The sequence below is a fragment of the Arthrobacter silviterrae genome, from assembly GCF_011045165.1.
Classification (GTDB): Bacteria; Actinomycetota; Actinomycetes; order Actinomycetales; family Micrococcaceae; genus Specibacter; species Specibacter silviterrae.
Window position 1 is genome coordinate 107,429 of the sequence record NZ_JAAKZI010000008.1, and the last position, 25,583, is coordinate 133,011.

The following is a 25,583-nucleotide window of genomic DNA, read 5'->3' on the forward strand; positions in this document are numbered from 1 at the left end:
GGTGGCCGCCCGCATTCTTGCAGCTACGGGACTACACCGCGACGGGAACCCGCTCGTCGTCGCGGGCTGCGGGGGCGCCGGCGTCATGCCCGGCAGAGTGTCCGTCAATGTCCAGGGACAGCTCGTCGAAGGGGGCGCGGCCGGAAAGCACGGCGCGGGCCTGTTCGACGTCGAGCTCGTGGGTCCACTTGCCCACCAGCAGGGCGGCGACGGCGTTGCCGGTGAAGTTGGTGAGGGCGCGGCATTCGGACATGAACTTGTCGATGCCCACGATCACGCCCATGCCGTCGAGCAGGATCGGCTTGTGGGCGGCCAGGCCCGCGGCAAGGGTGGCCAGGCCGGCACCGGTGACACCGGCGGCGCCCTTGGAGGCGATCACCATGAACACCAGCAGGCCGATCTGCTCACCGAGGTTCATCGGCATGCCCATGGCGGTGGAGATGAACAGCGAGCTCATGGTCAGGTAGATGGCGGTGCCGTCAAGGTTGAAGGAGTAGCCGGTGGGAACGGTGATGCCCACCACGGGCTTGGAGACGCCCACGTGTTCCATCTTGGCGATGAGTCGCGGCAGGGCGGACTCGGAGGAGGACGTGGCGAAGATCAGCAGGTATTCGCGGGCCAGGTAGCGCATCAGGGAGAAGATGTTCAGGCCGGTGACCACACGCAGGATGGAGCCGAGGATGACCACGATGAACAGCGCGCAGGTCAGGTAGAACGCGCCCATGAGGATTGCCATCGAGCCGATCGCGGCCCAGCCGGTGGCGCCGACGACGGCGGCAATGGCACCAAACGCGCCGACCGGGGCAACCCACATGATCATCATCATGAGCTTGAAGACCACCTTTTGGATGTTCTTGACGGCATTGAGCACAGGCTCGCCGGCCTTGCCCAGGGACTGGAGTGCGAAGCCGACCAGCAGGGCCAGCACCAGGGTGGGGAGCACGGGGATGTCGCCGGGGATCATGTCCAGGAGGAACTTGACGGTGCCGTTGTCCGCGGACGCGGCGGCCGTCTTGTACGGCTGCAGGTGCAGGCCCGCGCCGGGGTGGATGATGTTGCCGACCACCAGGCCGATGGCGAGCGCCACGGTGGACATCACCATGAAGTAGATCAGCGCCAGCCCGCCCACCTTGCCCACGGTGGCCGCCTTGGCGATGGACCCCACGCCCAGCACGATGGTGCAGAAAATGATGGGGGCGATGACCATCTTGATGAGGGCGATGAACATGGTGCCCAGCGGCTTGAGCGACTTCCCCACCTCGGGGGCCAGCAGGCCGATTGCCGCACCCAGGACCACGGCCGCGATGACCGCGACGTACAGCCAGTGGGTCTTGTCCATCTTGCGCCGTGCGGGCTTTGCCATGGCGGCTGTCCCTCCCCGTTGAGAGCTCATTGTCACTCCTTGTGATCTTTGGTGATTAGCATTGGTAGGTGCGGCGTGCGATCCGCCTCACATAAGATTGCCCGGCACAGTGACTTATCTCACCGTTGCGTTCATATTGGTCGCACAAAGGGGAACTTGATGTTTTGGCGCAGGTGGAGCATTGCGCGCAGGCTGTTCACGGCCAACCTGCTTTTTGTGCTGCTCCTGACCGCCGGAGTGGCGTCGGTGATGGTGGTCGACGCCGGCTCCCGCACCTATGACCAGACCCGCCAGCGCATGCTGTCCATCGCCACCGCCCTGGCCGACTCCCCCATGGTGCTCGCGGCGGCAGAGTCCCCCAGCCCCTCCGGCACCCTGCAGCCCTACGCCGTGGCGGTCATGCATGATGCGGGCGTCGACTTCATCACCGTCATGGATCCGCACGGAATCCGCTGGACCCACCCCAACCCGGCGGAGATCGGCAAGCCGTATGTGGGCTCCATCGCCCAGGCGCAGGCAGGCGCGACGTACTTTGAAACGACGGCAGGTACCCTCGGCCCCTCCGTCCGTGTGATTGTGCCCATCAAGGACCCGGCGGGGACCGTGAAGGGCATGGTGGCCGCCGGCGTGACAGTCAGCAACGTCCAGGTCCTGGTGTCCGCCAAGCTGCCCGACGTCCTGGGGCTGGCTGCGGCACTGCTGCTGGCCGGGTCCCTCGCGTCCTGGCTGCTGGGACGCTACCTCAAGCGGGTGACGCTCGGCTGGGGGGCGGAGGAACTGGGGCAGCTGTTTGCCTACTACGAGTCCGTGCTGCATTCGGTCCGCGAGGGCCTGGTCCTGGTGGACACCCGCGGCTCCCTGGTGCTTTACAACGACCACGCCGCCCTGCTGCTGGGCATGGAGGCCGGCACCGACGGGCCCGGAGGAAGGACGACGGCGGGTGCCCCTCCCCGGCGGGCCGGACACAACGGCGCAGGAAACAAGGTGGCCGGACACAGGCGGGGCTGGCACAGGAGGGTGTCCGACGCCGGACCGAAGCTGGACGGCCTGGCACTGCCCGAGCCGCTCAAGGAACTGCTGCGAAGCGGCCGCAGTGCCACCGACGAAGTCCACGTGGCGGGCGACCGCCTGCTGGTGGTCAGCCAGCGCCCTGCACTGGCGCCCGGCACGAATGTCCGGGCGGGGGCCGTGGCGACGCTGCGCGACCACACCGAGCTGACGGCTCTGGCCGGCAGCCTCAGCAGCACCCAAACCCTCGTGGAGGCCCTCCGTTCCCAAACCCACGAACACGCGAACCGGCTCCACGCCATCATTTCCCTCATCGAACTGGACCGCGCGCGGGAGGCCCTGGATTTTGCCACGGCGGACCTCTCGGACACCGTCCGGCTCGGCGGCGAATTTGTGGGCACACTGGACGAGCCCTTCCTGTCCGCCCTCCTGGTGGGAAAGTCCGCCCAGGCCCAGGAACGCGGGGTGGCCCTGGAACTCAGCGGTTCAGGCACGCTGCCGCCGGGACTCCTCGATGCCCGCGAACTCGTAACCCTGCTCGGCAACCTGGTGGACAACGCCATCGATGCGGCCGCAGGCCGGGCGGAAGCACCCACCGTGTGGGCCGACCTGCTGGTGGCGGACGGGGAACTCACCATCACCGTGGCGGACAACGGGCCGGGCCTGCCCACCACGGACCTGGACGTTTTGGGGCGGATCGGCACCACGGGGAAGGCGTCCCAGGACCTTGGCGGGCGCGGCTACGGCCTGGCCCTGATCCGCCGCGCCACCGCCGCCCTGGGGGGCACGCTCTCAGCCGAGAACGACGGCGGCGCCGTCATGACCGCCGTCGTGCCTCTCGGTGCCCTGGCCTCGAAAGGGGACCAGGCATGAGCGCCGGCCTGCCCATCCGGGTGCTGGTGGTGGACGACGAACCCATCGCCCTGGCCGCCCATGCCGACTACGTACGGCGCCTGGACGGCTTCGAGGTGGCGGCCACCGCCGGGGGAATGGGCGCAGCGCTGGCCGTCCTCAACGACCCCGCCACCCCGGCCATCCAGCTGGTGCTGCTGGACATGAACCTGACCGACGGGCACGGGCTGGACCTGCTGCGCCGCATCCACGGACTCGGCCTGGTTCCCGACGTCGTGGCGATTACGGCCGTGCAGGAACTTCAGGTGGTGCGTTCGGCTATCGCCCTGGGCATCACCGCGTACCTGATCAAGCCGTTCACGTTCGCCGCGTTCCGGGACAAGCTGGAAAGCTACCGCAGCTACCACTCGGCGCTGGCGGACAGCTCCGTCACCACGCAGGATGCCATCGACCGGGCCCTTGCGAAGCTGCGGCCCAGCGGAAAGCTGGCGCTGCCCAAGGGGATGCTCAACGAGACGCTGTCGGCCGTGGCCGACTGGCTGCGCGCGGCACCGGCGGCTGCGTCAGCCACTGAGGTTGGTGCAGGGCTGGCCATGTCCCGCGTTACAGCCAGACGCTACCTGGACCACCTGTGCGAAACCGGCTCTGCCACGAAGGCCCCGCGCCACGGCTCCCCCGGCCGGCCGGAGCTGGAATACCGCTGGCGTCGAGGTTCGAGATAACCACCTCCCCCACCGTCGAAGTTCGAGATCACCACCTCCCTCACCGTCGAAGTTCGAGATCACCACCTCCCTCACCGTCGAAGTTCGAGATCACCACCTCCCTCACTGTCGAAGTTCGAGATCACCACCTCCCCGACGCGGCCATTCCGCGGATTTGCCCACGTTTCGGCGCAGCCTGTGGATAACTTAATAAATGAATTCAACTTCCAGCCAGACTGGATGAATGACCAATTCCCAGCCCCTCCCAGAATGGCTGCGCGGACGATCGTTTACTGTAAGCGAGTCCGACGGCTGTGGTGTCAGCCGACGCCAGACGGAAAGCCGCAATTTGCACACGCCCAGCCGCGGCATTCGAGTACCGTGGGGAGTCCAGCAGCCCCTCGCCGACCAGGTCAGGCCGCTCATCGAACTCACGCCGGGTGGAATCATCAGCCACAGCACGGCAGCACTGTTGTGGGGGATGCCGCTTCCGCCCTGGCTGGTCGGCAGCTTTCAGATCCACATTTCACGGGATGCCTCGAATGCACCACCGTGGCGGGCGGGAGTCGCTGGACACCACACGAGGTTCCGTCCAGGCGAGGTGGTCCAATTCCAGGGCATGCCAATCACATCGCCCATACGCACCTGGCTGGACCTGGCCGGCATGATTGAACTCGACGACCTGGTCGCGGCCGGCGACTTTCTTGTTTGCGAGCATGACAGGATTTTCGGCCCAAAACGCATTGCCATGGTGCAACTGACAGCGCTAAGGGCAGCGGTCAAGGAGGAGTTCCGCAGGCGCGGAATCGTCAAGGCTCGCGAGGCCGCGGATTTAATACGGTCAGGTGCCGACTCACCCCCGGAAACCAAGCTTCGCCTCCTTTTGGAGCGTGCGGGCCTCCCGCCAGTGACCCTCAATCATGTCGTCAAGGATGCCCTGGGAAATCACGTCTCGTGGCCGGACCTGGCGTTGCCGGGCTGGAAAATAGCCATCGAGTACGACGGCGAACACCACCTGGAGGAAAGGCAGCAAGCGGTCGACAGCTCGCGCAACGAACTCATGGCCCGGTTGGGCTGGACGCAGCTTAGGATCACCAAGGAAATGCTCGACGACAATGAGGGAAAGGCGGCAGTGGCGATGGTACGCAAGGCCCTTTATGCGAGGGGATGGACCCGGCCGGTCCGTTGACGTGGTCATCTCCAACCTCAACGAAGTGGGACGTGGTGATCTCCAACCTCAACGGGGGCGGAGGACGGGCAGGAGGTAGTCGATGACGGACGGGTCCTCAATGGTGGAGGGCACCGTGTAGGCCTCACCGTCGGCGATCTGGCGCATGGTTTTGCGCAGGATCTTCCCCGAGCGGGTCTTGGGCAGGGCCTCAACAACGGTGGAGTTCTTAAAGTCGGCCACCGGCCCGATTTCCTTGCGCACCAGGGCCACCAGCTCTGCCTGCAGCACATCGGCGTCAATGGTCACGCCGCTCTTGAGCACCACGTATCCCACGGCCCTCTGGCCCTTGAGGGAATCCGCCACGCCGATCACGGCGCATTCGGCCACGGCCGGGTGCTTGCCCAGCACCTGCTCAATCGCTCCCGTGGAGAGGCGGTGGCCGGCCACATTGATGACATCGTCAGTGCGTCCCATGACAAACACGTAGCCGTCTTCATCCACGTAGCCGGAGTCACCCGTGGCGTAGCAGCCGGCAAAGGCGTTGAGGTAGGAGTCCACGAAGCGCTGGTCGTCGCCCCATAAGGTGGTCAGGGTGCCGGGCGGCAGCGGCAGCCGGAGCACAATGTTGCCCTCCTCCCCAGCCGGCACTGGCACCCCCATCCCGTCCACTATCTGCAGCTCGTATCCCGGCATGGGCAATGTGGGCGAGCCCGCCTTGATGGGCAGCGGCTCCAGGCCCCTCGGGTTGCCCACAATGCCCCAGCCGGTTTCGGTCTGCCACCAGTGGTCCACCACGGGAATGCCCAGCACGCGCGATGCCCAGTGGAAGGTGTCCGTGTCCAGCCGCTCCCCCGCCGTGAACAGCGTTTGGAGGTGGCCGACGTCGTACTTCGCAAGGAGCCCCGCCTCCGGGTCCATCTTGCGGATGGCCCGCAGGGCGGTGGGGGCCGTGAACAGGGCCTTGACGCCATGGTCCGCAATGACCCGCCAAAACGCGCCGGCGTCGGGCGTCCCTACGGGCTTGCCCTCATACATGACCGTGGTGGCGCCGGCCAGCAGCGGCCCGTACACAATGTAGGAATGCCCCACCACCCAGCCCACGTCCGACGCCGTCCACCACACGTCCCCGGCGTGGATGTCATAGAGGTTGGCCATGCTCCACAGCAGTGCGACGGCGTGTCCCCCGTTATCGCGGACCACCCCCTTGGGCGTGCCGGTGGTTCCGGAGGTGTAGAGGATGTAAAGCGGGTCGGTCGCCTTCACAGGCACCGGGGCGGCGGGTTCGGCGCCTGCGAGCGCGCCATCCCAGTCCACAAAGGTCCAGGCCAGCGTGCCCGGATCCGTGGCAAATCCGTCGCGGTGCTTGACGATGACGGGAAGATGCGGAACGCCGGCCGTGGCCAGGGCCTCGTGGACGGTGGGCAGGTATTCCACGCGGCGGTTGGGTTCCAGCCCGCCCGAGGTGGTCACAACAACCTTCGGGGCAGCGTCCTTGATGCGCGCGGCCAGTTCGTTGGCCGCAAAGCCGCCAAACACCACGGAATGGACGGCGCCCAGCCGTGCGGTGGCCAGCATGGCGACGGCGGCCTCGGGAATCATGGGCAGGTAGATGACCACCCGGTCCCCCTTGCCCACCCCCTGAGCACGGAGCACCCCTGCAAAGCGCGCCACCCGTTCAGTGAGCTGGGCATAGGTGTAGGTGGTGGTGCGCCCCAGCATGGCGGAGTCGTGGATGAGCGCCGGCTGGCCGCCGCGGCCGGCGGCGACGTGGCGGTCCAGTGCGTTGTAGGCCGTGTTGAGTTCGCCGTCGGGGAACCAGCGGCTGATGGGCGCATCCGCGTCGCTGTAGGCCCGGGCGGGCTCAACGGACCAGTCCACGGAACGGGCGGCGTCGAGCCAGAATCCTTCCCGGTCTGCCAGGCTGCGCTGGTATTCATCGCTGTATTTCCGGCCGTGCTGGGACATGGGGACCTCCATCTTCGCTGATGTGATGTCTGTCATGCTAACGGGCCGGGGCGGGGCAAAGCAAGCACTTTTGTATACACAACTGGCCGAACATGCTTCATTGCCGGAATTTGCTAGGCAATCGTGGCAACTATGTATACACTGATGGAAGTGGCGGCGTGTGCCGCGACGAACAGGCACAGCGTCTGGAATGACGGCCGGGGGGCGGAAGGAGGGGCTCATGCGGGCAAGTGAGAAGGCCTACACCACCCTTCGTGGCGACATTGTTGATTGGCGCCTGCCCCCGGGGACGGTGCTGGCCGAGGTGGAACTGTCCGCCCGCCTTGGCGTCTCCCGGACGCCCGTCAGGGAGGCGCTTGCACGCCTGACGGCCGAGGGGCTGGCCGAACCCCAAAGCGGCCGCGGCACGGTGGTCAGCGGGATTTCCCTTGACCACGTCGACGAGCTGTTTGAACTGCGCTCCGCCCTGGAATGCCGCGCCGCCGAACTGGCGGCCCGGAACCGCGACCCCGCCGTCTTCCTTGAACTGCACCGCCAGCTGGGGAATGCCGGGCGCCTCATCACCGAGCAGGACCCCGCCCGGCGGGACTACTACCGGCTGGCCGGCGAGCTGGACACAGCCATCGACGACGCCGCCGGAAACCACTACCTGGCCCAGGCCCTGAAAAGCCTGCGCGTCCACCTGGTCCGGGTGCGCCGTCTGTCCAAGGACAACCCCGCACGCCTGCGCGAGGCCGCCCGGGAGCACGCGGACATCGCCTTCGCGATCGCCAACGGCAATGCCGCCGTGGCCAGCGCCGCCACCACCGTCCACCTCGACAACAGCCTCCGCCACCTGCTTCAGGGCGGCGCGGCACCCTCCTGAGCTGCCCCAGCACCCGAAAACCACCACCACATCCAGCCCCCTGACTGAAAAGGAATTCCCATGGTTGTCCAGCACAACGTCCGCGTCTACAAGAGTGAAGAAAACCTCCCCCGCGAGAACCAGCTCGCCTACAAGATCGCCAAGGTGGCCGCTGACCCGGTGGCCGTCACCGGCGAGGTCACCGAGATGATCATCAACCGGATCATCGACAACGCCTCCGTGGCCATTGCGTCCCTGAACCGCGGGCCCATCGTCGCCGCCCGGGCCCAGGCCCTCAGCCACGCACCGTCCACCGGCGGCTCGGGATCGAACGTCTTTGGCATCACCGAAAAGGTCTCACCCGAATGGGCCGCGTGGGCCAACGGCGTGGCCGTGCGCGAGCTTGACTACCATGACACCTTCCTTGCTGCCGAGTACTCGCACCCCGGCGACAACATCCCGCCCATCCTCGCCGTCGCCCAGCACACCGGCGCCTCCGGCGCGGACCTTATCCGCGGGATCGCCACCGGCTATGAGGTCCAGGTGGACCTGGTCAAGTCCATCTGCCTGCACGAACACAAGATCGACCACGTGGCGCACCTCGGCCCCTCCGCAGCCGCCGGCATCGGCACCCTGCTGGGCCTGGACGTGGAGACCATTTTCCAGGCCGTGGGCCAGGGCCTGCACACCACCACGGCCACCCGCCAGTCCCGCAAGGGCGAAATCTCCACCTGGAAGGCGCACGCACCGGCATTCGCCGGCAAGATGGCCGTGGAAGCGGCCGACCGTGCCATGCGCGGCCAGACCTCCCCCGTGCCGATCTATGAAGGGGAGGACGGCGTCATCGCCTGGCTGCTGGACGGCCCGGGCGCCCAGTACACGGTGCCGCTGCCGGCCGACGGCGAAGCCAAGCGCGCCATCCTGGACACGTACACGAAGGAACATTCAGCCGAATACCAGGCACAGGCCTGGATCGACCTGGCCCGCAAGCTCCACGGCGAGCACCCGGAGGCCACCGACCCGGCCAATGTGAAATCGGTGTTGATCAAGACCAGCCACCACACACACTTTGTGATCGGCTCAGGGGCAAATGACCCCCAGAAGTACAGCCCCACCGCCTCGCGTGAAACCCTTGACCACTCCATCCCGTACATCTTCACGGTAGCCCTGCAGGACGGCTCCTGGCACCACGTGGATTCCTACTCCCCCGAGCGCGCCGGCCGCCCCGACACCGTGGAGCTGTGGCACAAGGTCACCACGGAAGAGGATGCTGAGTGGACGCGCCGCTACCACTCCCTGGACATCGCCGAGAAGGCTTTCGGCGGAACCGTTGAGATCACGCTGAATGACGGCACGGTCATCACCGAGTCGATCGCCGTGGCTGACGCGCATCCGCTCGGTGCCCGCCCGTTTGCCCGTGAGCAGTACATCAACAAGTTCCGCACCCTGGCCACAGGCCTGGTGGAGGAAGCCGAGATCAACCGCTTCATCGCGGCAGCGGAAAATCTTGTCAACCTGGCCGCCGGGGAACTGGACCAGCTCAACATCACCGCGGCGCCCGGCGTCGTCGATCCCGCCAACGCACCCAAGGGACTCTTCTAACATGCTGTACTCCAAGAAAACCCCCGAGCAGAAGCGCCGGGAGCTGCGCGAGATGCTGGTTCCCGGGGCGGCCCGCCAATTCCCTGGCGCCTTCAACCCGCTGTCGGCGCGCCTCATCGAGGAAAAGAAGTTCGACGGCGTCTACATCTCCGGCGCGGTCCTCGCCAATGACCTGGGCCTGCCGGACATCGGCATGACCACCCTGACCGAGGTCGCGGCCCGGGGCGGGCAGATTGCCCGCATGACGGACCTGCCGTGCCTGATCGACGCCGACACCGGCTTCGGTGAGCCCATGAACGTGGCACGCACCATCCAGGAGCTTGAGAGCGCGGGCCTGGCCGGCTGCCACATCGAGGACCAGTTCAACCCCAAGCGCTGCGGCCACCTGGACGGCAAGAACATGGTGGACCTGGACACGGCGGTCAAGCGCATTGCCGCCGCCGCGGATGCCCGGCGCGACCCGAACTTCCTGGTCATGGCCCGCACCGACCTGCGGGCCGTGGAGGGCCTGGCTGCCGCGATTGACCGGGCCAAGGCCCTGGTCGACGCCGGGGCCGACGCCATCTTCCCGGAAGCCATGAAGGATGTTGCCGAATTCGAGGCCGTCTGCAAGGCAGTCAATGTGCCGGTGCTTGCGAACATGACGGAGTTCGGCAAGAGCGACTTGTTCACCCGGGATGACCTCGCGGCCGCCGGGGTGGCCATGGTCATCTACCCGGTGACCCTGCTGCGCAGCGCCATGGGGGCCGCCGAACGCGTGTTGGACGCCATTTCGGCGGACGGCACGCAGAAGGCGGCGGTGCCGGAGATGTTGACTCGGGCCCGGCTCTATGAATTGGTTGACTACGAAGCGTATAACCAATTTGATACGGGCATCTTTAATTTCCAGGTCCCGGGCCTGGACATCACCAGCAACAACGCGAACCTATAGGCAGCAAGTCTTTTTATCAAGAAGGAGCACCCACTGTGAGTGACGAAGACGTACGCAAGGGCCTTGCCGGTGTCGTGGCAGACTACACGGCAATTTCCAAGGTCAACCCGGAATCCAATTCCCTGCTGTACCGCGGCTACCCTGTGCAGGAGCTGGCCGCCGCCAAGTCTTTCGAGGAGGTGGCGCTGCTGCTGTGGACCGGCGAGCTGCCCTCCGAGGAGGAACTGACGGTCTTTGAGGCGTTTGAACGGGCCAACCGTGCACTGGACGCCAACGTCAAGGCAGCCATCGACCTGCTGCCGCTGGACTGCCACCCCATGGATGTGGGACGCACTGCCGTCTCCGTGCTGGGTGCCAACCATGCCCTGGCCGAGGACTCCTCACCCGAGGCGGAACTGGAAAAGGCCAAGTCGCTCTTCGCGCACTTCCCGGCAGTGGTTGCCTACGACCAGCGCCGCCGTCGTTCCCTGGCCCCGGTGGCACCCCGGGATGACCTGGACTACTCGCAAAACTTCCTGTGGATGGCCTTTGGCGAGGAAGCGGCACCCGAAGTGGTGGACGCCTTCCGGGTGTCCATGGTCCTTTACGCGGAACACTCCTTCAACGCGTCCACGTTTACGGCCCGGGTCATCACCTCCACGCTCTCCGACCTGCATTCAGCCGTCACCGGGGCCATTGGCGCGTTGAAGGGCCCGCTGCACGGGGGCGCCAACGAGGCCGTCATGCACACCTTTGACGAAATCGGCATCCGCAAGGAGGAGACCCGGGAGGAGGCCGCCGCACGCGCCAAGGCCTGGATGGAGGACGCGCTGGCCAAGAAGAAGAAGGTCATGGGCTTTGGCCACCGGGTGTACAAGAACGGCGACTCCCGCGTCCCCACCATGAAGGGTGCGCTGGACAAAATGATCGCCTACTTTGACCGGCCGGAAATGCTGGGCCTGTACGACGGGCTGGAGCAGGCAATGCAGGAGGCCAAGGCCATCAAGCCCAACCTCGACTACCCCGCAGGGCCCACCTACCACCTCATGGGATTCGACACCGACATGTTCACCCCCATCTTCATCGCCTCCCGCATTACGGGCTGGACGGCACACATCATGGAACAGCGCGCCGCCAACGCCCTCATTCGCCCGCTCAGCGCCTACAACGGAGTGGATGAAAGGCACCTGGGCTGACCGCGGCGGAGTAGGGTGGGAAGGGTCACCGTAGGCCCGCACCCGAAGGAGCATCGTGGAAAAATCATCACTGACGGCATTGGCCCGTGAGCTGCTGGCAACTGCCAAGGGCGGCACCAACGGACGCAGTGCCCGGACGGTTTACGGGGGCCATGAGCGCGTGCTGCGCCAGACCGTGGTGGCGCTGACCGCCGGCTCCATGCTGGACGACCACGACAATCCCGGCGAGGCCACCATCCAGGTGCTCAGCGGCCGCGTGTTGCTGGCTACCGGGGAGGTGTCGTGGGAAGGATCCTCGGGAGACCACCTGGTGGTGCCCAATACCCGCCACTCCGTGAAGGCGCTGGAAGATTCGACGTTTTTGCTGACGGTCGCCAAGCCCTGACCACCGCCGTTTCCTAAGTCCGGAGGGTGCGGGTGCTGGAGGCCACGGTCTCGTTGTCCGGATTCATGACAATGCGCCAGTCGGCCCGCTCCCCCGCCAGAAACGCCGGCAGCCAGTGGACGGCGTCGGCCCACATCTGCTCCTCCGGCAGGCGCTTTTCGGGGTACCAGTGCGGGGCAATTTCCTCGCTTTCCCGGGCGTCTCCGCTAAACGTCCGGCAGAGGTAGACCATGGTGGCCATGTCCCAGTCCGGCCGGGCGGGGAAGACAAAATCAACGGTCCCGGCCGGAATCAGGTCCCCCTGAAGCACCGTGATGCCGGATTCCTCCATCACCTCACGGCAGATGGCCTGGGCCGTGGTTTCACCGGCTTCCACATGGCCGCCGATCCCCACCACCTTGCCCGTGCCGAAGCCCGTCTTCTTCCATCCGAGCAGCACTTGGGCTTCGCCGTCGACCGTTCGGAGCAGGAAGCACAGGGTCACGGCGGCAGCAGTCATGACTCCAGCCTAAGCTCCGGGGGCGCTAATTTTTGGCCGCCGGGGCCAGGACAGCGATGATTTTTCCACTGGAGTCCCGGATCTCCGCACGCGCCAACTGCTCAACTGACACAGGTGTCGCCCCGACAACCTCGGCCTGCCCCCGGGGCGTGGCACTCCAGCTTGCGGCCCGGTCAATGCTGCCGGACCTGTCCTCTACCCAAAGGGACAGGATCCCCTTCACGGGCAGGCCATTGCCGGACAGGGCAAGCTCCGTTCCCCAGGCTTTCTTGACCAGGCCCAGCCGTACCTGTGGGCCCGAGCCGGCGCCGGCAACGTAACTCACCTCAGGACTGGCCGGCGACGTGCCTGCCGTACCTGCCAGGAATCCGATGGCCAGGCAGGCGGCCGCGGCACCCGACATCAGCGCCGTGGCGCGCCATCGGGATTTCCGGCGGCGGCTGGCCAGCTTTGCCATCAATGGGCCCACGCCGCCGCCGGCCCCATCCAACGCTCCCGCGACGTCGGGCTGTCGGGCCGCACCGATGGCGAGAACATCCTCCAGCGGCACGGCACCAAGGAGCCCTGACAGTCCATGGAGGGACGAAAGCTCATCCGCGCACAGCCGGCACATCACCAAGTGTTGTTCGAACTGCTCGCGTTCCCGGCTGTCCAGTCCGCCGAGCACATAGGCGCCGACCAGGTGATGAACGGCCGCGTGGTTGTCCGGGCCAAGTGTCATGGTGCCACTCCCATCTCATCAAGAATGCCCCTCAGCGACTTGAGCGCGTAGAACGCCCGCGACTTCACGGTGCCCACGGGGATCTGGAGCTGGCCGGCAGCCTCAAGGGCCGTGCAGCGCCGGTAATGCAGGGCGACAATGACATCGCGGTGTTCGGCACTGAGCCTGGCAAGGGCTTCTTCCATCAAAACCTTTGTCAGCAATCCGTCCACATGCCCCACCGTGGCCGCCAGCTGCTCGGGCTCCCCGGACTGCGCCTGCTGCGGACGGCGCTGCTGCCGGCGGAAATTGTCGATAATGATGTTGCGGGCCGTCCTAAAAAGGTAGCTGCGCATGCTTGTGGTGATCCTCGGATTCTGTTGCCAGATGCGCAGGATCGTTTCCTGCACAACGTCCTCGGCCTGGGCAGGAGTTGCCGACATCCCCATGGCGAATCGGCGCAGCGCCGGGGCATGGTCCCGGTAGATCTCTGCGACCGTCTGTTCATCCAATGGCATGAAGGCCCCTGACATCGTTGTCGAATACAAACACAGCTACCTGCCAAGACGCCCAATTGCCGGCAATGGTTCAATGCGGAGCAATACCCGCACTGGGTGAACCATTCTTCGGCCCCGTGTCGTCTTACCGCACGACGGCGCATCCCCGCCGCACAGACGAGAAACGAGATTTCATGAAGAAGCACTTAACCGCAGCACTGGCCTCGATTTCACTGGCCGCCCTGGCCCTGACAGCGTGCAGCACCCCAACCGCCGCCCCGCCGGCTGCCAGTTCCCCCGCCAACATTACCGCGCCGGCGGACCTGAAAACCGCTGCCAAGGCCCCTGGAGACATTGTGGTCAACGGCCAGGGAATGACGGTCTACGTCTTCGACAAGGACATCAAGGGTTCCGGCAAAAGCTCGTGCAGTGGCCCCTGCCAGGACCTGTGGGCGCCGGTGGCAGCCGGCCAGGGCACACCCGTGCTCGACGGCGTCACAGGGACTGCCGGTGTCATCACGACGGCGTCAGGAAAGAAGCAGCTCACGCTTAACGGGATGCCGTTGTACCTGTTTTCCAAGGATGCGGGTCCCGGCGACGCGAAGGGCCAGGGCGTCAAGAATGTGTGGTGGGCAGTGAACCCGGCCGGGGAAAAGGTCACCGCCGCCGGGTAGTCAGGACAGCAGCGCCCGGGGGTGCGCGGCGGCATATACCTCGCGCAGCGTCTCGGCCGTGACCAAGGTGTAGACCTGAGTGGTGGTCACGGACGCGTGGCCCAGCAGTTCCTGGACCACGCGGACATCGGCACCGCCTTCCAGCAGGTGCGTGGCGAAGGAGTGGCGCAGGGTGTGGGGGGACACATCCGCCGTGACTCCGGCCTTTTCCGCCGCCGCCTTGAGAATGGTCCACACGCTTTGCCGGCTGATCCGCCCGCCGCGGGTGTTCAGGAACAGGGCCGGCGTTCCCTTGCCCTTCCCGGCAAGGGAGCTGCGCCCTCGCACCAGGTACGCCTCCAGGGCGCGCAGGGCGTAGGAGCCGATGGGCACCAGGCGCTCCTTGGAACCCTTGCCGAACAACCTGACCAGGGAGGGCCCGCCGTCGCCCGGCGGGGCCAGGACCAGGTCGTCCACGTCCAGCCCCACCGCCTCGCTGATGCGGGCGCCGGTGGAATACAGGAATTCCAGCATGGCCGAATCCCGCAGTCCCGCAGGCGTGTCGGAGCCCGCCGCTTCCAGGATGCTGGCCACATCAGCCACGCTGATGGCCTTGGGCAGCCTGCGCCCGGGCATGGGAGGATGCACGTCGGCGGCGGGATCCGCGTTGCTGAGTCCTTCCAGGGCCCAGAACTTGTGAAGCCCGCGCACGGCCACGATGGTGCGCGCCGCGGACCGCAGGCCCAGCGCGGATCCGCCGTCGGCGCCGTCGGACAGGGCCTGGGCGAAGGCGCTGACATGGTGCCGCGTCACCTCCCCCGGCGACGTGACGTGTTCGGCGTCAAGGAAGCGCCTGTAGCGCAGCAGGTCGCGCCGGTAGGCCTGGAGGGTGTTGGCAGCCAGGCCACGCTCCACGCCAACGTGCTGGAGGTAGTCCTCGACGGCGCGCCCCAGCCCGCCGGGGGAAGCCGGTGCGCCGGCGCCCCCGGCGGTCACTGCTTGCGCTGGCCCGGATGCGCCGGCCACGGCGCCGAGGCCGGGCGGAGGCTGGCGAAGCCGTCACGTGCGGCCGTGGCCGCCGCCAAAATGCCGACGACGGCGGACGGGTTGTGGATGCGCCCCTCCAGTACCGCGGCGGCGGCGTCGTCCAGGTCCACCCAGCGGAACCGGATTTCGGACTCCTCCTCCGTGCGCACGTGCCGTTCGGCTTCCGGAATCCAGGAAACGGAGCGGGCCAGGTAGATGCGGATGGCCTCGCTGGAGGAACCGGGAGAGTTGAAAAAGTCCGCCAGGACATGCCAGTCGGCAGCCACCAGGTCCGCTTCCTCGGCAAGTTCCCGGGCCGCCCCCACCACAAAGTCCTCGCCCTCAACGTCCAGCAGGCCGGCGGGAATTTCCCACAGGTCCATTTGCACGGGGTGCCGGTACTGGCGCAGCAGGAGCACCTCCTGCTCGTCATTGAGCACCACCACGGCCACTGCGCCCGGGTGGGCAATGTAGTCCCGGGTCAGCGGCTGGGAGTCCGGTGTCAGCGAAAAAGTATCCGAGACGACGTCCCAAATGCGCCCCTGGTATACCGTTGCCGATGACTGCAGTGTGCGGTGGCTGACGGAATCAGCCACCGGTCCGCCGGCCACTAGACCTCCAGCAGCCGGGTGGCGTTCTGGCGCTCCAGCGCTGCGGCCACCAGCCCGGCAAAAAGCGGGTGCGGCCGGGTGGGGCGCGAGCTCAGTTCGGGGTGGGCCTGCGTGGATACATAGTACGGGTGCACGTCGCGCGGGAGCTCGACATACTCCACGAGCTTGCCGTCGGGGGACGTGCCGGAGAACACCAGCCCGGCGGCGGCAATCTGTTCCCGGTACTTGTTGTTGACCTCATAGCGGTGGCGGTGGCGTTCGGCCACATCCGTCCGGCCATAGGTTTCGGCCACCACGGAGCCTTCCTGCAGCACGGCCGGGTAGAGGCCCAGGCGCATTGTCCCGCCGAGGTCGCCCTTGCCGTCCACAATGTCCAGCTGTTCCTCCATCGTGGCGATGACGGGGTACTTGGGGTTGTCGTCAAATTCCGACGACGACGCCCCCTGCAGCCCCACCACGTCGCGGGCGTATTCAATGACCATGCACTGCAGCCCCAGGCACAGGCCCAGGGTGGGGAGCTGGTTTTCGCGGGCGTACTTCAAGGCGCCAAGCTTGCCTTCGAGCCCGCGAATGCCAAATCCGCCGGGGACGCAGATGCCGTCCACGTCGGAAAGAGCCTTGATGGCCCCGGCTTCCGTGGCGCAGTCGTCGGAGGGCACCCAGCGGATCTTGACCTTGGTGCTGTTGGCGAAGCCGCCGGCGCGCAGCGCCTCGGTCACGGACAGGTAGGCGTCCGGCAGGTCGATGTACTTGCCGACCAGCGCAATTTCAATGTGGTGGGCGGGGTTGTGGACCACTTCCAGGAGCTGGTCCCACTTGGTCCAGTCCACGTCCTTGAAGGGCAGGTCCAGGGCGCGGACAATGTACGAGTCCAGGCCCTGCGCATGCAGAGTCTTGGGGATTTCATAGATGCTGGGGGCGTCCGGGCAGCCAATGACGGCTTCCACGTCAACGTCGCACGCGCGGCCGATCTTGGCATGCATGGCGTCCGGGAGGACACGGTCCGAGCGCAGGATGATGGCATCGGGCTGGATGCCCAGGGAGCGCAGCGCGGCAACGGAGTGCTGGGTGGGCTTGGTCTTCAGTTCCTGGGACGGGCCAATGTAGGGCACCAGTGAAACGTGGGCAAAGAACACGTTCTTGCGGCCCACGTCCTGGCGCACCTGACGCGCGGATTCGAGGAAGGGCTGGGATTCAATGTCGCCCACGGTGCCGCCAATTTCGGTGATGATCACGTCGGGGGCGTTTGCACCTTCGGCTGGCAGGCGCATGCGCCGCTTGATCTCGTCGGTGATGTGCGGGATGACCTGGACAGTGTCGCCCAGGTACTCGCCGCGGCGTTCCTTGGCGATGACTGTCGAGTACACCTGGCCCGTGGTGACGTTGGCGGAGCCTTCGAGGTTTTCATCCAGGAAGCGCTCGTAGTGGCCAATGTCGAGGTCGGTTTCGGCGCCGTCGTCGGTGACAAAAACTTCACCGTGCTGGAAGGGATTCATTGTGCCCGGATCCACGTTGAGGTAGGGATCGAGCTTTTGCATTGTGACCGACAGGCCGCGGGCCCGCAGCAGGTGGCCGAGGCTCGAAGCCGTCAGCCCCTTACCAAGCGAGGACGCGACACCGCCGGTGACGAAGATGTGTTTGGTCGTCTTGGACTGACCACTGAACCGGGAATTTGATCGTTGCACCACGGAATTCGAGCCTATCATCTAATGAGCCAATAATGGTTCGCCGGTGCCTGCCACGTTCGTGCCAAACCCTGCGTGCACTGCGTTCGTCCTTCGTCCGTCCTGCCAGTTGCCTTACCTTGTGGCGCGCCGGGCGTCTGCCAAAAGTTCCTTGGCGTGTGCCTGCGCCGTTGCCGAATCCTCCTGTCCTGCCAGCATGCGCGCCAGCTCGCGCACCCGCTCCCCGTCGTCCAAAAGCCGCACATTGCTGGTGGTGATGCCACCGGATGAGTTTTTGCCCACAGAGCTCTTCGTCACCAGGATGTGCTGGTCCGCAAACGCCGCCACCTGCGGCAGGTGGGTGACCACCAGGACCTGGACATGCTTGGCCAGCATGGCGAGCCTGCGCCCAATTTCGACGGCGGCCTTGCCACCCACGCCGGAGTCCACCTCGTCAAAGACAAATGTCGGTACGGGGTCGACGGCGGCCAGCACCACCTCCAGCGCCAGCATGACCCTGGAAAGCTCACCGCCCGAGGCACCCTTGCCCAGCGGACGTGGAAGCGCCCCGGCATGCGGCTGGAGCAGGAAGGAGATGTCGTCGGCACCGTGGATGCCGCGCTCGGCCGGTGACAGCTCAATGACCAGCTTTGCGTCCGGCATGGCCAGGGCCTTCAGCTCGGCGCTGACCTGCCTGGACAACTTCTCCGCGGCGGATTTGCGCAATTTCGTCACCTCTGCCGCCAGCCCGACAAGTTCCTCGAGCGAGGCGGCAACCTCGAGTTCGAGCCGTTCGATTCGACCGGTGTCGTCAGTCAATTCGTCCAACCGGGCACGGGCTTCCTCGGCCCACACCAGCACCTCATCGATGCTCGGCGCGTACTTGCGCACCAGCACGGCCAGCTCGCCGCGGCGGTCCTCCACTTCGGCCAGCCGTCCGGGGCCCTCCGAATCGAGGGAGGTGGCATAACCGGCCAGGTCCCGGGCAATGTCGGCCAGCAGGTACCCCACCTCAGAGACCCGCTTGACCAGTTCGGCAAGCTCCGTGTCGGAATCGGAGACGGTTTCCAGCAGCCGCTTGGCCGTGTCCACCAGGGTGATGGCGTCGGCGCCCTCCCCATAGTCCTCGGCGCTCAGGGCCTCGTGCGCGCCCAGCGAGGCAGTGCGCAGTTCCTCCACGTTGCCGAGCTTCACGGCCTCGACCTTGAGGAGCTCGTCTTCGGCGGGCTGCGGCGATACACCGTCAATTTCAGCAAGCGCGGCAGTCAGGGATTCCGCTTCGCGCAGGCGTTCCCGGCTGGAGGTGCGCAGCAACTCAAGCTCGGCCTGGGCCCCACGCCAGCGGGCAAATACGCCCTGATACGTTTCCATGGCTGCGGGGAATTGTTTCTGGGCTTCGGCGGCAAACTTGTCCAGGGCCTCGCGTTGTGCCGTTGCGGACTTGAGCCGGATCTGGTCCGACTGCCCGTGCACTGCCACCAGCGTCTCCCCCAGCTCGGCCAGCACGCCGATGGGTGCACTCCGGCCGCCCACATGGGCACGGCTGCGCCCGTCGGCGCTGACTGTGCGGGCCAGGATCAGCTCGGCGCCGCCGTCGAACTCGTCAATGTCCGCCCCGGCCTCCTGCGCCCGGACCAGGGCGGCATGGCCGGAAGGCAGGGTCAGGGTGGCTTCGGCGGAGGCGCTCTTGGCACCATTGCGCACGGCCCCGGCATCCGCCCGGTTGCCCAGGAGAAGTCCGACGGCGGTCACCACCATGGTCTTGCCGGCGCCGGTTTCGCCGCTGACGACGCTCAGGCCGGGGCCCAGCGGCAGCGTTGATTCGGAGATGACGCCGAGGTCGCGGATCCGTATTTCCTCAATCATGGCGCGGCCACGCCCCTTCAAGGGATTCAGTCGCGGCATCGCCGTGCGGCAGCGCCGTGGCGGTCAGGTCGGGCAGCTGCGGCATGGGACCGGTGGGCGGGCCCCCCAATTGCGTTTTGGGCTTGGGGCTCTTGATGATGGGAAGTTGCGTGGTGGGCGGCGGCTCCTCCGTGCCGGGCCCGCGCCAGCCCTGGACGGGCAGTTCAAACTTGCGCACCAGCCGCTCGGAGAACGGCGACTGCTGCGTCCTGGCGAGCTTGACAGGCTGGCTGGAGCGGGTTACCTCGATGCGGGCGCCAGGCAGCAGGTCAACCGTGCGGCGGCCGTCGCACCAAATCACCCCGTACGCGCCGTTGCGCGTCAGCACCTCCACGGCCAGCGTGGACGTGGGAGCCACCACCAGCGGCTTGGCGAAGAGCGCGTGGGCGCTGATGGGGACCATCAGCAACGCCTCCACCTCCGGCCAGACCACGGGCCCGCCGGCGGAAAATGCGTAGGCGGTGGAGCCGGTGGGGGTGGCCATGACCACTCCGTCGCAGCCGAAAGAGCTCAACGGGCGGCCGTCCACCTCGGTGACCACCTCGATCATGCGCTCCCGGTTGCCCTTCTCCAGGGCCACCTCGTTCAGCGCCCAGGTGTGGGCCACCACCTTGCCCTTGACCCGGACCTTGACGTCGAGGGTCATCCGCTCCTCCACCGAGTACTCGCGGCGGACCACCCAGTCCACGGTTTGGATCAGGTCGGCCCGTTCGCTCTCCGCCAGGAAGCCCACATGGCCCAGGTTGACGCCCAGCAGCGGCAGGTCGTGTTCGCGCACCAGTTCGGCTGCGCGCAGGATGGTTCCGTCCCCGCCCAGGACCATGACCAGTTCAATGTCCGCCAGCGTGACGTCGCGGCCCAGAATTTCCATGCTGACGTCGGAGACGCCAAGATAGCCGGTCATGTCGGCCAGCTCCTCGGCAAACATGACGGGAACAATGTTGCTTGCGTGCAGTTGCACGCACGCTTCCAGGGCGGCAATCATCGATTCCTCGCGCCCCGTGTGGGCAAGGATCAAGACGCGGCGTGTCATGTGCTTGGTTTTCCTCCGGTTAGGCGTCAGGGCCAGACCTGGGCCAGCAAAGTCTCCACAGCCCGGGTCTGTTCTTCGATCTTATGTGCCTGCGGTGACACTTCACGGCTTGCCCACAGAAAATACTCAACATTTCCGTCCTGCCCGGGCAGGGCACTCACACCCAGTCCGTGGAGGGCCAGGCCGTTGGCCGCCGCCGCGCGCGCCACGAGCTCCACGGCCCGCCGGCGCTCCTGCTCACTGCCCACAACGCCGGTTCGAGCCAGCCGCTCCCGGCCCACCTCAAACTGTGGCTTGACCATAAGGAGCAGCTCGCCGCCCGGGCGTGTCGCCAGGGCCAGCGGCGCCATGACCAGGGTCAGCGAGATGAAGGATAGGTCGCACACCGTCAGGTCGGCTGCACCGCCGATGTCCTCGGGCGCCATGTACCGGATGTTCAGTCCCTCATAAACGTCCACCCGCGGATCTTCGCGCAAGGCCTGCACCAGCTGGCCGTGGCCCACGTCCACGGCGGCCACCGTGGCGGCACCGTGGCGGAGCAGCACATCCGTGAAACCGCCGGTGGAGGCGCCGGCGTCAAAACACCGCCTGCCGGCCACCGAAATCTGGGGGAAGGCTGCCAACGCGCCGGCCAGCTTGTGCCCCGCCCGGGAAACAAAGTCGGGCTCGCCGCCGTCGGCCACGGTGATCGTGGAGCCGGCGTCAACCGGGTGGGAGGCCTTGGCAACCATGGTCCCGTCGACGCTGACGCGGCCCGCCTTGATCAGGGAGGCCCCCACGGTGCGCGACCGGGCCAGGCCGCGGTTGGCCAGTTCCTGGTCCAGCCGGGTCACAGCGCGCCAGCCGGCCCCGGGCTGCCGGGTTGGGCGGCAGGATTGGCGTCCAGCTGTTCCTGCAGCCCGGCCAGAATGCCGGTGTACAGCGCGTTGTGGTCGACCGTGGGCAGCACAGCGGCTTCCGCGGCCTTGGCAACCAAGGCGTCCACAGCTGCATCGCCTGTGGCGGGCAGCCCCGCGGCGGGGTTCTCAGGCATCCGCAACGGCCCCCTCGTGGACCGGAACCAGCCCCTCAAACACGATGGCTGGATTTGTGGGGGTCTCAGTTTCGGGGACGGCCGCCCACCAGGCAGCACACATGGCCCGGCCGGCATTGACGTCGCAGTTGCCGTCCTCGTTGCCGTTGGACAGGCGGACGGTGATGGTGTTCCCCTCGGCCCATGCCTGTTCGCCGCCGCAGCTGTAGACACCGTTCCGCATGGATATTTCGGGATACGGCTGGAAGAGGCCGTCGAGGTTCTCAAGGATGAACCGTGGGCGCTCGGCCGTCCGCGCCTTCAGGGCAGAGTCAAGCGAGTCGATCCCGGTGAGGACCAGGGCCGTGGCCATGCCGGCGTTGTTGCCGCCCAGGATGTCCGTGTCGAGGCGGTCCCCCACCACCAGGGGAGACGTCGCGCCCAGGCGCTTTGCGGCCGTGTGGAACAGGGGTGCCTCGGGCTTTCCGGCCACCAGCGGGTCATGCCCGACGGCGGTGCGCACTGCAGCGACAAGCGCACCGTTCCCGGGGGCTATCCCCCGGGCCTGCGGGATCGTCAGGTCGGTGTTGGTGGCGATCCAGCTTGCACCGCCGTTGATGGCAAATGCGGCCTCGGCCAGCGCGGACCAGCCGAGCGTGGGCTCAAAGCCCTGGATGACGGCGTCGGGGGCGTCCGTGGCGCTGTCCACCACGGCCATGCCCACCGCCTCGACTTCCTGGGCAAGTGCCTTGCTGCCAACAACCAGGATCTTGCTGCCCCGGGGAAATTTTTGCGCCAGCAGTGCCGCGCCAGCCTGGGCCGAGCTGACCACTTGATCGTCGTCGGCAGGCGCGCCCAGCTCACGCAGGTGCGCGGCAACATGGGCCGGGGTGCGTGAGGCATTGTTGGTCACGTACGCCAGCTTCACGCCGATACCGGCCAGCCGGCCCAGCGCCTCGATGGCGCCGGGGATGGCGTGGGGCCCTGCATAAACCACGCCGTCCAAATCGGCCAGCACTGCATCGAAGCTGTTCAGCAAAGTCTCCCCGGGCAACGCTTTAGCCCTCGTTCCGGGGTTCGCCGTCGTGGTGATCAAACGTTCCGGCGTCATCCCCGTCCCCGTCCAGGAGCGCGTCCAATTCCTCGTCGCCGGAGCCGCCCATCTCAGCGCGGTCCAGCTCGTCGTCAATGCTGTCCTGGTCGGATTCGGCGTCGTCGGACTCAAAGGCGTCCGATTCGGCGTCGTCGGACTCCACCTCGTCATGCTGGTTGGCCGGGGCATCCGCCTCGGCACCGGGAACGCCGTCGGCCGGTTCAGCACCGTCCATGACGTCGGCGACTCGCGTGCGCGGACGCAGTTCCACGCCGTCCTCGTCATCGTCAGCACCGAGGTCCACAATGATGGAGTCCATGGAATCGTCGATGCCCAAGGCCTCTTCGGCAACGAGCGCCTGGCGTTCCCACTTTTTGGCTTCGTCCTTGCGGTCCAAGGCGCGAAGGACCATGCCGTAGGCACGGAACAGGCGGGGGCTGAAGGAGAAGGCCCGGTTGATGTCAAGCTGCGGGAGCTCCAAAGCAGAGAGGGCGGCGTCAAGTTCGCCCAGGTCCCCGCGGGCACCGGACTCAACGATGGCCAGTTCCACCTTGCCGGCCACGTCGAGGGACTCGGCGTCTTCCGACTTGATCAGGTCAAGTGCGCGGTCGGGGCGGCCCAGCCCGCGCTCACAGTCGGCCATGAGCGGCAGGTGGGCGTTGGACCCGCTGATGCGGCGATAGGTGCGCAGTTCCCGCAGGGCCTCGCCGTAGTTGCCGGCAGCATAGGCGGTCATGGCAACTGCCTCGCGAACGCAGGCCAACCGCCCACCGCGGCGGCTCGCGGCAAGGGCGTGCCGGAACGCCAGTTCAGGGTCAAAATCAATCAAGCGGCCTGCCATGACAAGGTGCTTGGAAACCCATTCATTGTTTCGGGTATCCAGGATGCGCAACTGGGCGCGTGTCACCTTGTCCAGCTCCTCGCCCGTGACGTCGGAGTCGATTTCAGGTGAGCGTTCGCGGTCCGGACGGTTGGAACTGCGCAGATCGGCAGCATTGCGCGGCGGAGCCTGCCGGGGGCCGCGGTCATCGCGCCGATCATGAGCCGGCCGCGACTCGTGGCCGGGCCGGTCATTCCGGTCGCCGTAGGGGCGGTCGTTGCTGCGCGCCGGGCGGTCCCCATAAGGGCGCCCGCCCTGGCCGCCGCGGTTGTCGCGGTCGCCAAAGGGCTTCCGGTCTTCGCGCCGGCCATTGACCATCGGGCGGTCTGCACCGCGGTTGTCGCGGTCTCCGAAGGGCTTCCGGTCGCCGTAGGGGCGGTCTCCGCCGGAGCGTGCGGGCCGGTCGTCGCGGTTCCCGTAGCTGGGGCGTGCGTCGCGGTTCCCGTAGCTGGGGCGTGCGTCGCGGTCGCCGTAGGGGCGGCCGCCCTGGCCGCCGCGGTTGTCACGGTCGCCATAAGGGCGGTCGTTGCTGCGTGCGGGACGGTCGCCGTAGGGACGGTCTCCGCCGGAGCGCGCGGGCCGGTCGTCGCGGTTCCCGTAGCTGGGGCGTGCGTCGCGGTCGCCGTACGGGCGGCCGCCCTGGCCGCCGCGGTTGTCACGGTCGCCAAAGGGCTTCCGGTCGCCGTACGGGCGGTCGTTGCTGCGTGCCGGACGATCACCGTAGGGACGGTCTCCGCCGGAGCGCGCCGGCCGGTCGTCACGGTTCCCGTAGCTGGGACGCGCGTCACGGTCGCCATACGGGCGTCCACCCTGGCCACCGCGGCTGTCACGGTCGCCGTAGGGGCGGTCTCCGCCAGAGCGTGCGGGCCGGTCGTCGCGGTTCCCGTAGCTGGGCCGTGCGTCGCGGTCGCCGTACGGGCGGTCTCCGCCAGAGCGTGCGGGCCGGTCGTCGCGGTTCCCGTAGCTGGGGCGTGCGTCACGGTCACCGTAAGGGCGCCCGCCTTGGCCGCCCTGGCCGCCGCGGTTGTCGCGGTCGCCAAAGGGCTTCCGGTCGCCGTAAGGGCGGTCGTTGCTGCGTGCCGGACGATCACCGTAGGGACGGTCTCCGCCGGAGCGTGCGGGCCGGTCGTCGCGGTTCCCGTAGGGGCGCCCGCCTTGACCGCCGCGGTTGTCGCGATCGCCAAAGGGCTTCCGGTCACCGTACGAGCGGTCTCCGGAACCACCGCGGCCTTGGCCGCCATTGAATCCACCGCCGTTGCTCCCGCGGGAATTCCCGTCGCGATTTCCACCCTGATGCTCAGCCATGCCGACTCCTAAACCTATGAGCGCACTAACTGGCACAGTAACAGCCGCTCTTCACTATTGATCTTGTCCAACACAAAACCTCCGGACCCATTGGTCCACACTCCAGTCTAGTCGAGGCGGAGAGCCCCACCCATGAATCTGGCGTATCTGGACAAGATGAGTGGCCAATCACAAACAAGGTGGCTGTCGCCGGCCGTCATAGCCTCAAAACCAATGGAGATGCGGCACGCACCGTCCACTAAATCCTCAAAGCGAACTTCAACTTCCGACGGCGACAGCGGGGCATCTGCCACACGCCAGTCGAGCCTCAGGAGTGTTGGCGACTCCCATTCAACGATATCGGCCCATGCCAACTCATCGCCGTCCTCGCCCTCCTCGACAAAGTTGTCCCGAAGGAAGGCGACATGCGAGCCTTCACCAAATTCACTCTGCTCCGAGACTGGCCACCAGAGATGAACGGCGTCTGTAAATCCGTCAAAAGCATGGACTGCATCAGTTCCCACCACCTCAGATATCACCTGCCAGGTGGCTTCTGCAGGCAAAACGTAATCAGGTTCGGGGGCATGTGAAAAGATGCTCGACATTTGGACAGCCTACGGCGCCCTGCTGTGAAAAGCACGCGGCTGCCCCGGCACCTCCTTCGCTGAGGCCGTGTTGCCGGCCTGCGTGGTGCGTTGGGTTGTGGCTGTGTTTGGTGTGTTAATGCAA

General features: G+C 66.7%; 24 protein-coding genes. 9 read left to right on the top strand and 15 right to left on the bottom strand.

The annotated features are described in order from the left end of the window. Positions 1 to 31 precede the first annotated feature (31 nt). Positions 32 to 1,393, bottom strand: a complete 1,362-nt coding sequence (locus G6N77_RS06855; RefSeq protein ID WP_205678069.1) for a cation:dicarboxylate symporter family transporter — start codon at positions 1,391 to 1,393, stop codon at positions 32 to 34. 129 nt (positions 1,394 to 1,522) lie between these two features. On the opposite strand from G6N77_RS06855, the gene G6N77_RS06860 reads away from it, so the two are divergent. The 3 genes from G6N77_RS06860 (at position 1,523) to G6N77_RS06870 (ending at position 5,113) form a co-directional block, all read left to right on the top strand. Next, positions 1,523 to 3,244: a sensor histidine kinase gene (locus G6N77_RS06860; protein WP_165181276.1), complete on the top strand. Its 1,722-nt coding sequence runs from the start codon at positions 1,523 to 1,525 to the stop codon at positions 3,242 to 3,244. Further along, on the top strand, positions 3,241 to 3,945 hold the full coding sequence (locus G6N77_RS06865; RefSeq protein WP_165181277.1) for a response regulator: 705 nt from the start codon (positions 3,241 to 3,243) through the stop codon (positions 3,943 to 3,945). The genes G6N77_RS06860 and G6N77_RS06865 overlap by 4 nt, the downstream gene beginning before the upstream one ends. A gap of 223 nt (positions 3,946 to 4,168) precedes the next feature. Beyond that, positions 4,169 to 5,113, top strand: coding sequence for a DUF559 domain-containing protein (locus G6N77_RS06870; protein WP_165181278.1), 945 nt, complete (start codon positions 4,169 to 4,171; stop codon positions 5,111 to 5,113). Between the two features lie 48 nt (positions 5,114 to 5,161). Here G6N77_RS06870 and G6N77_RS06875 read toward each other — a convergent pair whose 3' ends face one another. Further along, entirely contained in the window at positions 5,162 to 7,060 is a 1,899-nt protein-coding gene (locus G6N77_RS06875) for an AMP-binding protein (RefSeq protein WP_165181279.1), read from the bottom strand. A 220-nt stretch (positions 7,061 to 7,280) separates the two neighbouring features. Here G6N77_RS06875 and G6N77_RS06880 point away from each other — a divergent pair, with 220 nt between their 5' ends. From G6N77_RS06880 to G6N77_RS06900, 5 genes are read left to right on the top strand one after another with little or no spacing between them, the layout of a single operon-like run. Next, positions 7,281 to 7,925 (top strand): GntR family transcriptional regulator, encoded by a 645-nt coding sequence (locus tag G6N77_RS06880; RefSeq protein ID WP_165181280.1) that lies wholly within the window; start codon positions 7,281 to 7,283, stop codon positions 7,923 to 7,925. A gap of 60 nt (positions 7,926 to 7,985) precedes the next feature. Beyond that, positions 7,986 to 9,506 (top strand): MmgE/PrpD family protein, encoded by a 1,521-nt coding sequence (locus tag G6N77_RS06885; RefSeq protein ID WP_165181281.1) that lies wholly within the window; start codon positions 7,986 to 7,988, stop codon positions 9,504 to 9,506. Position 9,507: 1 nt separating this feature from the next. Next, positions 9,508 to 10,437: a methylisocitrate lyase gene (prpB, locus tag G6N77_RS06890; RefSeq protein WP_165181282.1), complete on the top strand. Its 930-nt coding sequence runs from the start codon at positions 9,508 to 9,510 to the stop codon at positions 10,435 to 10,437. A gap of 35 nt (positions 10,438 to 10,472) precedes the next feature. After that, complete coding sequence (locus tag G6N77_RS06895; protein ID WP_165181283.1) at positions 10,473 to 11,612, top strand: bifunctional 2-methylcitrate synthase/citrate synthase; 1,140 nt, start codon at positions 10,473 to 10,475, stop codon at positions 11,610 to 11,612. A gap of 55 nt (positions 11,613 to 11,667) precedes the next feature. Then, positions 11,668 to 11,997 (top strand): cupin domain-containing protein, encoded by a 330-nt coding sequence (locus tag G6N77_RS06900; protein WP_165181284.1) that lies wholly within the window; start codon positions 11,668 to 11,670, stop codon positions 11,995 to 11,997. A gap of 13 nt (positions 11,998 to 12,010) precedes the next feature. Here the strand turns inward: G6N77_RS06900 and G6N77_RS06905 are convergent, their stop codons facing one another. The 3 genes from G6N77_RS06905 to G6N77_RS06915 are packed head-to-tail and all read right to left on the bottom strand — an operon-like array spanning position 12,011 to position 13,714. Continuing rightward, positions 12,011 to 12,496 (bottom strand): 8-oxo-dGTP diphosphatase, encoded by a 486-nt coding sequence (locus G6N77_RS06905; RefSeq protein ID WP_165181285.1) that lies wholly within the window; start codon positions 12,494 to 12,496, stop codon positions 12,011 to 12,013. Between the two features lie 25 nt (positions 12,497 to 12,521). Then, the gene (locus G6N77_RS06910; protein WP_165181286.1) at positions 12,522 to 13,217 is read right to left on the bottom strand and encodes a zf-HC2 domain-containing protein; all 696 of its coding nucleotides are present in this window, start codon (positions 13,215 to 13,217) and stop codon (positions 12,522 to 12,524) included. Further along, the gene (locus tag G6N77_RS06915) at positions 13,214 to 13,714 is read right to left on the bottom strand and encodes a sigma-70 family RNA polymerase sigma factor (RefSeq protein ID WP_165181287.1); all 501 of its coding nucleotides are present in this window, start codon (positions 13,712 to 13,714) and stop codon (positions 13,214 to 13,216) included. Before G6N77_RS06915 ends, G6N77_RS06910 begins: the two co-directional genes overlap by 4 nt. Positions 13,715 to 13,887: 173 nt before the next feature. Here G6N77_RS06915 and G6N77_RS06920 point away from each other — a divergent pair, with 173 nt between their 5' ends. Further along, the gene (locus tag G6N77_RS06920; RefSeq protein ID WP_165181288.1) at positions 13,888 to 14,367 is read left to right on the top strand and encodes a COG4315 family predicted lipoprotein; all 480 of its coding nucleotides are present in this window, start codon (positions 13,888 to 13,890) and stop codon (positions 14,365 to 14,367) included. Here G6N77_RS06920 and xerD read toward each other — a convergent pair whose 3' ends face one another. The 10 genes from xerD to G6N77_RS06970 form a co-directional block, all read right to left on the bottom strand. Next, positions 14,368 to 15,372, bottom strand: a complete 1,005-nt coding sequence (gene xerD / locus G6N77_RS06925) for a site-specific tyrosine recombinase XerD (RefSeq protein WP_370875197.1) — start codon at positions 15,370 to 15,372, stop codon at positions 14,368 to 14,370. Then, on the bottom strand, positions 15,339 to 15,983 hold the full coding sequence (locus G6N77_RS06930) for an NUDIX domain-containing protein (RefSeq protein ID WP_165181289.1): 645 nt from the start codon (positions 15,981 to 15,983) through the stop codon (positions 15,339 to 15,341). The genes xerD and G6N77_RS06930 overlap by 34 nt, the downstream gene beginning before the upstream one ends. Continuing rightward, a complete protein-coding gene (locus tag G6N77_RS06935) occupies positions 15,983 to 17,689 on the bottom strand; it encodes a CTP synthase (RefSeq protein WP_165181290.1) in 1,707 nt (568 codons plus the stop codon). Before G6N77_RS06935 ends, G6N77_RS06930 begins: the two co-directional genes overlap by 1 nt. A gap of 93 nt (positions 17,690 to 17,782) precedes the next feature. Then, positions 17,783 to 19,513, bottom strand: coding sequence for a DNA repair protein RecN (recN, locus tag G6N77_RS06940; protein ID WP_165181291.1), 1,731 nt, complete (start codon positions 19,511 to 19,513; stop codon positions 17,783 to 17,785). Beyond that, entirely contained in the window at positions 19,506 to 20,585 is a 1,080-nt protein-coding gene (locus G6N77_RS06945) for an NAD kinase (RefSeq protein ID WP_165181292.1), read from the bottom strand. Before G6N77_RS06945 ends, recN begins: the two co-directional genes overlap by 8 nt. Positions 20,586 to 20,611: 26 nt before the next feature. Next, entirely contained in the window at positions 20,612 to 21,418 is an 807-nt protein-coding gene (locus G6N77_RS06950; protein ID WP_165181293.1) for a TlyA family RNA methyltransferase, read from the bottom strand. Continuing rightward, positions 21,415 to 21,618: a hypothetical protein gene (locus G6N77_RS06955; RefSeq protein ID WP_165181294.1), complete on the bottom strand. Its 204-nt coding sequence runs from the start codon at positions 21,616 to 21,618 to the stop codon at positions 21,415 to 21,417. The genes G6N77_RS06950 and G6N77_RS06955 overlap by 4 nt, the downstream gene beginning before the upstream one ends. After that, on the bottom strand, positions 21,611 to 22,651 hold the full coding sequence (locus G6N77_RS06960; RefSeq protein WP_165181315.1) for an HAD-IIA family hydrolase: 1,041 nt from the start codon (positions 22,649 to 22,651) through the stop codon (positions 21,611 to 21,613). The genes G6N77_RS06955 and G6N77_RS06960 overlap by 8 nt, the downstream gene beginning before the upstream one ends. 4 nt (positions 22,652 to 22,655) lie before the next feature. Beyond that, positions 22,656 to 24,875 carry a hypothetical protein gene (locus tag G6N77_RS06965; RefSeq protein ID WP_165181295.1) on the bottom strand — a complete coding sequence of 740 codons (2,220 nt, stop codon included), beginning with the start codon at positions 24,873 to 24,875 and terminating at the stop codon, positions 22,656 to 22,658. A gap of 107 nt (positions 24,876 to 24,982) precedes the next feature. Beyond that, complete coding sequence (locus tag G6N77_RS06970) at positions 24,983 to 25,459, bottom strand: SRPBCC family protein (protein WP_165181296.1); 477 nt, start codon at positions 25,457 to 25,459, stop codon at positions 24,983 to 24,985. Positions 25,460 to 25,583: the final 124 nt, after the last annotated feature.

Bases quoted from the DNA above. Each gene is read 5' to 3' on its own strand.
- G6N77_RS06885 (WP_165181281.1), top strand. From the start codon at position 7,986: ATGGTTGTCCAGCACAACGTCCGCGTCTACAAGAGTGAAGAAAACCTC.
- G6N77_RS06915 (WP_165181287.1), bottom strand. From the start codon at position 13,714: ATGCCATTGGATGAACAGACGGTCGCAGAGATCTACCGGGACCATGCC.
- G6N77_RS06970 (WP_165181296.1), bottom strand. From the start codon at position 25,459: ATGTCGAGCATCTTTTCACATGCCCCCGAACCTGATTACGTTTTGCCT.
- G6N77_RS06955 (WP_165181294.1), bottom strand. From the start codon at position 21,618: ATGCCTGAGAACCCCGCCGCGGGGCTGCCCGCCACAGGCGATGCAGCT.
- G6N77_RS06910 (WP_165181286.1), bottom strand. From the start codon at position 13,217: ATGACACTTGGCCCGGACAACCACGCGGCCGTTCATCACCTGGTCGGC.
- G6N77_RS06875 (WP_165181279.1), bottom strand. From the start codon at position 7,060: ATGTCCCAGCACGGCCGGAAATACAGCGATGAATACCAGCGCAGCCTG.
- G6N77_RS06920 (WP_165181288.1), top strand. From the start codon at position 13,888: ATGAAGAAGCACTTAACCGCAGCACTGGCCTCGATTTCACTGGCCGCC.
- G6N77_RS06935 (WP_165181290.1), bottom strand. From the start codon at position 17,689: ATGATAGGCTCGAATTCCGTGGTGCAACGATCAAATTCCCGGTTCAGT.
- G6N77_RS06880 (WP_165181280.1), top strand. From the start codon at position 7,281: ATGCGGGCAAGTGAGAAGGCCTACACCACCCTTCGTGGCGACATTGTT.
- G6N77_RS06865 (WP_165181277.1), top strand. From the start codon at position 3,241: ATGAGCGCCGGCCTGCCCATCCGGGTGCTGGTGGTGGACGACGAACCC.
- G6N77_RS06870 (WP_165181278.1), top strand. From the start codon at position 4,169: ATGACCAATTCCCAGCCCCTCCCAGAATGGCTGCGCGGACGATCGTTT.
- G6N77_RS06945 (WP_165181292.1), bottom strand. From the start codon at position 20,585: ATGACACGCCGCGTCTTGATCCTTGCCCACACGGGGCGCGAGGAATCG.
- recN (WP_165181291.1), bottom strand. From the start codon at position 19,513: ATGATTGAGGAAATACGGATCCGCGACCTCGGCGTCATCTCCGAATCA.
- G6N77_RS06965 (WP_165181295.1), bottom strand. From the start codon at position 24,875: ATGGCTGAGCATCAGGGTGGAAATCGCGACGGGAATTCCCGCGGGAGC.
- prpB (WP_165181282.1), top strand. From the start codon at position 9,508: ATGCTGTACTCCAAGAAAACCCCCGAGCAGAAGCGCCGGGAGCTGCGC.
- G6N77_RS06860 (WP_165181276.1), top strand. From the start codon at position 1,523: ATGTTTTGGCGCAGGTGGAGCATTGCGCGCAGGCTGTTCACGGCCAAC.
- G6N77_RS06905 (WP_165181285.1), bottom strand. From the start codon at position 12,496: ATGACTGCTGCCGCCGTGACCCTGTGCTTCCTGCTCCGAACGGTCGAC.
- G6N77_RS06855 (WP_205678069.1), bottom strand. From the start codon at position 1,393: ATGAGCTCTCAACGGGGAGGGACAGCCGCCATGGCAAAGCCCGCACGG.